This window comes from uncultured Sphingomonas sp. (assembly GCF_964244265.1).
GTDB lineage: Bacteria > Pseudomonadota > Alphaproteobacteria > Sphingomonadales > Sphingomonadaceae > Sphingomonas.
The window spans coordinates 1-5,401 of record NZ_CAXTHV010000060.1 but is presented as its reverse complement, the minus strand read 5'-3'; the positions used below and the strand labels follow the sequence as shown (position 1 = coordinate 5,401).

The window sequence follows — 5,401 nt, the reverse complement described above, 5'->3', positions numbered from 1 at the left end:
CGGCAGCAGGTTGTTGCCGATGCCGGTCGCCTGCGGACCATAATCGACGATCGTCCTGACCTCGTCGGCGGTGCCCGCGCAGCTCGCCAGCGTCCGGCACGCCGAGATGCCGGTCAGCCGGGAGACCGGATCCCCCGACGCCACGATCCCCGCGCCCCGGTCGAAATACGCCTGGAGCGTGGTATAGCTGTAGGTCGTCCGGGGCCGCACCGCGCCCGTGGCCGGCGCCGGCAGCGTGACGGTCAGCAGGTCGCCCGAGGCCGCGTCATAGCTGTAATCGGTCACGTTGCCGCGCGCGTCGGTGGTCGCGTTCGGCCGGTTGCAGGTCGCCGCGTTGCTGCAGGTCGCGTCGTACGACGCCGAGGTGACGATGTCGGCGGCACCCGAGCCGCTGTCGGCGACCACGCGCCGCTCGGTGACGTTGCCGCGGCTGTCATAGCCATAATGCACATAGCTGCCGGTCGCGCCGGCCAGATTGCCCATCGGCCGCGTCGCGCGGGTGACCCGGCCGCTGGCGTCATATTGCCAGCTGGTCTTGCGCCCGGTCGCATCGGTCATCGCGGTCATCAGCTGCGAGGCGATGTCGAACGTGTAGGTCGTCACCTTCGAGGCCGGATCGGTCACGCTCACCGTGCGCACCCCGCCCGCATCGCTCGCCGCATAGCCGGTGGTGCCGACCCGGGTGGCGACCGACGACACCCGCCCGCCGCTATAGGTGGCGGTCGCGTCCTCGCCCGTGCTGCCGGGCAAGGTGATCCCCTCGATCCCGTTGGCGGTCGAGCGATAGACGGTCGCCCGGCTCAGCGGGTCGGTGACGGTCAGGTACGTGGCCCCCCCGCTCGCGCTGATCGAAAAGCTCTCCGACGGCGTCCCCGCGCCCGAGACCGCGAGGTTGTCGCCGACCACCCCGGTCGCGGCCGACCACGTGGCGAAGTCGGGATGGTCGTTCGGATCGTCGGGATCGAACGAGTCGATCGCGCCATAGCTGAACGCCAGCCTGTAGCCATAAGCGTTGCGCACCGACGACAGCCGATAGGCATAGGAATGCGTCAGGCAGATCGGGCCGCCGCTGCCGAACTTCTCGGCCGAGCAATAATAGAGGCTGTCATAGGAGAATAGCAGCTTCGCGCCCCCCGGCGTGACGATGTCGGTCACGCGGCCCTCGTCGGCGTAATAAGGATAGGGCGTCTTCTTGTTCTGGTCGAAATGCGCGACGGTGCCGTCCGAGCGCGTATAGCTGTAGACCTTGGTCGTGTTGTTGAACGTGAGGGTCGCGCCATTGCCCTGGGTCGGCGTATAGCTGCTCCCGGAGACGATGAACACGTCCGACGTGCCGCCCATGCTGACGGTCATCTCGCCGGCGTTGAGGGTGAGCGAGGCGGTGACGTTGTCGGCCCAGCCATTGCCCCGCGTCAGGCGGTAATAAGACAGGCCGTTGTCGCTGCCGCCCAGGGTCAGCGCCGGCGCATCGACGTTCATCGTCCCCAGGAACAGGTCGACGCCATTGGCGTCGACCGACTGCCGGACCGGCGCCGGGGCGGCGAGCTGCGCGAACGCCGGCGCGGCGACGACGCCGGACGACAAGGTGGTGCCGGCGAGAATGACGCGCAGCAGCTTGCGATCGAACATGTGTAGGTTCCTTGAATGCGTGGGTCGACGGCGCGCGCCGATGCTGCCCCCGAGCCCGCAATGGCCGGTGGCAAGGTTGGTCACGTATGAAGGGGTGACGGGGCGGCTCTCGGGCCGTTGCCGGCTCAGTCGGGAAGCGGGATCACGGTGTAGCCGTTGAGCGGCACCACCACGACCGGGGGCCTGGCGCCGGTGACCGCGGTCTGCGTGCGGTTGCCCGCCGCGTCATAGCTGTAGGTGTCGTGGCGCCCGTCGCTGGGACCGCCGGCAACCTGCACCCCGGTCAGCCGGCCAAGCGCATCATAGCTGTAGGTGGTCGTCTCCGACGCCTGGGCCGCGCCGCCAAGCGACAGGCCGACGAGGACGATGGCTGCCCGCATCGCGGCAATGGCATGTTGCATAAAGAATGCTCCGTTGCCGGACAGATGGAGAGCGGAGATGATCTCCAGTCCGATCGGCATCCAGAGTCATGTCGGTGGATCTCCTACATATATCCAACAAAATCTCGCAGGTACAAATTTTGCATTTGTTGGATACATGTTGGATATACTTAGTGATATCCAACTTTCACTAGAAAGGACAGAATAATGAAGATTAATCTTGGTAAGATATTTAAAATTGTCGGTCATCTTATCATAGTAACACCTGTTATTGTTGAAACAATCAAGCCTATATTAAACAATAAAGGTAATATAACTAAGTAAATGTAAACATCAAACAGATCGGATATATTTATGATAAATAGCATTTTCTCGCGTATTGTCACGGCGTTTTTCTTATTTGCATCAAGCATCTTTATACAATCTGTCCCGGCATATGCCGACAGCGTCTCGGCTATCCCTACATATTGGCGATTGCAGGACTATAACGATGGCGCGGTGACTCTGTTCTTTACCGGCTCCTCCTGCGCAGCCGGACAACTCCTGCTCCCGTCATCTGCAGGCGACGACAGCAAGCAGCGACTCTGGTCCATTGTCGCTACAGGCAAGGCCGCGCTTCTTCCGGTGGGAATTTACTACCACGTCGATTCCACCACCGGAGCCTGTGTGATAGACAGTTTCTATCTCTGATAACGGCAGCTGGCCGTAAGCCTCGACAGCATGTCCCGGCGAGATGAAGGCGGCTGATGGACTGGCCGGTGCGATCGGCCGCTGCCGGTGAGCCTATGGGGATGGAGGACTTGATCCTTGGCAGCGCCAGGTAGATGTGGAATACGAGAAGCGGGGACGGAAAACAGGTGAAGTGACCAGGCTCTAAATACCTAAAAGCGGGTGTAGCTCAATGGCAGAGCAGAAGCTTCCCAAGCTTACGACGAGGGTTCGATTCCCTTCACCCGCTCCACCTTTGCAGTAAGTGCCTCTGGCGGCTCACGCCCGGTGGCGAGCGCAACGATGCCGGCGAGACGACCCTCCACCTGAATGGACACGCCGCGACCGTCCGGGTTGGGGATCAGCACGATCCGGTCGATCAGGGTGCGCAACGCCGTGGCAGCCTGTGGTCCCGCCTCGGGGTCGGCCAGCGCCGCCTGAAGGTTGGCGACCAGACGACGATAATCGCCGACGATCGCCGGATGGAGCGCAACGACTGGCTCCGCATCCTGCTCGTGTATCTCGGCCATAGCCGCGTCACGATCGTCCCGCGCTTTGGTCAGCGCCTCCCGGAACTGGTCGAACGTCCCGGCCCCGGCGCCGATCGCGGCAACCAAGCGGTCGATCGTCGCGGTGGCGTTGGCCAGCCGCCGCTCGACGCTGCCACGCTCTCGGCGCGCCTTGGCGGAGCGCTTAGCATATTCCTCATGATATTCGGCAACGAAGACCTCGACCAGATCGGGATCGAGCATCCGTTCGCGCAGGCCCGCCAGCACGCGACGTTCGTAGCTCTCGGTCGAGATCGTGCGGTTGTTGGTGCAGCCACTGCCCTCGGTCCGGCTACCGCATCCCCAATATACGCTGGTTCGCACATTCCACGGACCGGGAACGCCCTCGGCGTTCAGCCGCTCGGTGATCTTCTTCGGGCTGAGGCCATCGGCATATTCCTCGAAGATGCGAGTCGTCGACGGTCGCGCCACCGACCTTGTCGGTGTTTTCGAGGGGCAGTTCGTTCTTTGTGCTCGCGGCCATGATGAATCTCCCGCGAGCCGCGACGCCCTGTGCGCCATGTGCTCGCGAGCAACGCAATCAGCCGATTCGCGCGCTGAACCTTTCCAAAGCTATGGAATGTTTGCCCATGCGGCGCAGCATGACCTTCATGGCAAGTGCCACGCCGAAGAACTGGGTCGGCATGGTCGCCAGCAATCGAATCTTCACCGCGAATCGCGACGCGATCAAGCGGTGCTGCCGCTGCACGTTCTGGGTGCCGACAGCGAGAACCTAGTCGCACACTCATTACAACCGTACCCAGTTAGGAATGACTTGCAATAGCAGTTGGCGCACAACTTTCTCGGGGGAATCATGCGCACGTTTTTAGGGGGTGTGTCGGCGGCGGTGCTGATGATGGCGGCCGCGCCGGCAATGGCGCAGGACGAACAAGGCGCTCCGCCTACCACGCCACCCACACCCGCAGAGATCGCACCCGCGGCGACCGATCAGGCTGAGATCATCGTCACCGCCCGAAAAATCTACCAGCCCAATGTAACGAGCTTCGGCGACCTCGGCACGACACGCGTTCTCGATACGCCTTTCTCGGTCAACACGATTTCGAGCGGGCTGATCGACGTCCGTCAAGCGGTGAATATCATCGACCTGCAGAAGATCGATCCCAGCATCCAGGTCAATTTCCGTGGCTACGCCAACTTCGTAAGCCTGAGGGGCTTCAAGGCCAGCGGCCTCAACTCGCGCTTCGAGGGCGTGCCGACGACGACGAACGCTGCGATCCCACTCGAGATCATGGACCGGATCGACGTGCTGCGTGGCCCGAGCGGCTTCCTTTACGGCTAACGCCCCTGGCGGGGTCATCAACTACGTGCTGAAACGCCCGACCACCAATCAGATCAACCAGCTCGGCCTGCGCTACAGCACCGACTCCAACTTCATCGGCACCGCCGACTTCAACCGGCGCTTCGGGGGTGAGCACGGCCTGGGCGTCAGGGTTGCGGGCGTAGTGGAGCGGGGCGAAGATTATCACCCCGGCAACGATCCTCATCGCTATGTCGGCTCGATCGCGCTGGACTGGTCGCCGGTCGAGGCGGTTCACCTGCAGGCCGACGCCGTGCTGGGGCGCGACGCGCCCCGCGACGGAGGCGGCTTTCAGGTGTTCACGGCCGGTGCGCAGGCACCGATCGCGCCGCTGAACCCGCGCCGTCAGTACGCCCAGCCTTGGGAATATCAGACCCATCTCACACGCATCTATGGCGGCAAGGCGGACTGGAGCGTGGCGCCCGGCTGGACGCTGTCGCTCAGCGGCCAACGCTTCGACCAACCGTTCACCTACTTCAACGCGGTGTATTTCCTCCAGCCGGGACGGAATTACACCGGTTTCGTCTTCAATCAAAAGGCGCAGGAGAAATACACCGTCGGGGAGGCAAAGCTGCGGGGCGAGTTCCGGACCGGCCCGCTCGCCCATGTCGTCACGATCGCGGCGACTACGCAGTATGAGCAGTTCTTCCAGTCCTATCGCGGCTTTATCCCGATCAACCCAGGTTCACTCGACAATCCTGACCTCGCGATCCCGGAGCCGGCGAATGTGCTGGCGCCGGGCAAGCGTTATCTCGACAGCACCGAGTGAACCGCCCCGGGTTTGCCGGAGGCCATTGGTTGTGAGTCACGCCGCCATA

The 5,401-nt window shown here is 62.9% G+C and carries 6 protein-coding genes, 1 tRNA gene and 1 pseudogene; 4 read left to right on the top strand and 4 right to left on the bottom strand.

The features are described 5' to 3' along the window. Both ACFE7K_RS15440 and ACFE7K_RS15435 read right to left on the bottom strand, forming a co-directional pair. Window positions 1-1,629 (bottom strand): annotated as a pseudogene (locus ACFE7K_RS15440) (hypothetical protein); the annotation flags it as partial. Between the two features lie 125 nt (window positions 1,630-1,754). After that, window positions 1,755-2,090 carry an RHS repeat domain-containing protein gene (locus tag ACFE7K_RS15435; RefSeq protein ID WP_375399083.1) on the bottom strand — a complete coding sequence of 112 codons (336 nt, stop codon included), beginning with the start codon at window positions 2,088-2,090 and terminating at the stop codon, window positions 1,755-1,757. Between the two features lie 273 nt (window positions 2,091-2,363). On the opposite strand from ACFE7K_RS15435, the gene ACFE7K_RS15430 reads away from it, so the two are divergent. Then, a complete protein-coding gene (locus ACFE7K_RS15430; RefSeq protein ID WP_375399082.1) occupies window positions 2,364-2,699 on the top strand; it encodes a hypothetical protein in 336 nt (111 codons plus the stop codon). 197 nt (window positions 2,700-2,896) lie between these two features. Next, a tRNA-Gly gene (locus ACFE7K_RS15425) sits at window positions 2,897-2,970 on the top strand. On the opposite strand, the gene ACFE7K_RS15420 is transcribed toward ACFE7K_RS15425, so the two are convergent. Beyond that, entirely contained in the window at window positions 2,936-3,697 is a 762-nt protein-coding gene (locus tag ACFE7K_RS15420) for a hypothetical protein (protein WP_375399081.1), read from the bottom strand. The genes ACFE7K_RS15425 and ACFE7K_RS15420 overlap by 35 nt on opposite strands. 109 nt (window positions 3,698-3,806) lie before the next feature. Further along, window positions 3,807-3,935 (bottom strand): hypothetical protein, encoded by a 129-nt coding sequence (locus tag ACFE7K_RS15415; RefSeq protein ID WP_375399080.1) that lies wholly within the window; start codon window positions 3,933-3,935, stop codon window positions 3,807-3,809. Between the two features lie 117 nt (window positions 3,936-4,052). Here ACFE7K_RS15415 and ACFE7K_RS15410 point away from each other — a divergent pair, with 117 nt between their 5' ends. After that, a complete protein-coding gene (locus ACFE7K_RS15410) occupies window positions 4,053-4,565 on the top strand; it encodes a TonB-dependent receptor plug domain-containing protein (RefSeq protein WP_375399079.1) in 513 nt (170 codons plus the stop codon). A 25-nt stretch (window positions 4,566-4,590) separates the two neighbouring features. Next, entirely contained in the window at window positions 4,591-5,352 is a 762-nt protein-coding gene (locus ACFE7K_RS15405; RefSeq protein ID WP_375399078.1) for a hypothetical protein, read from the top strand. Window positions 5,353-5,401 lie beyond the last annotated feature (49 nt).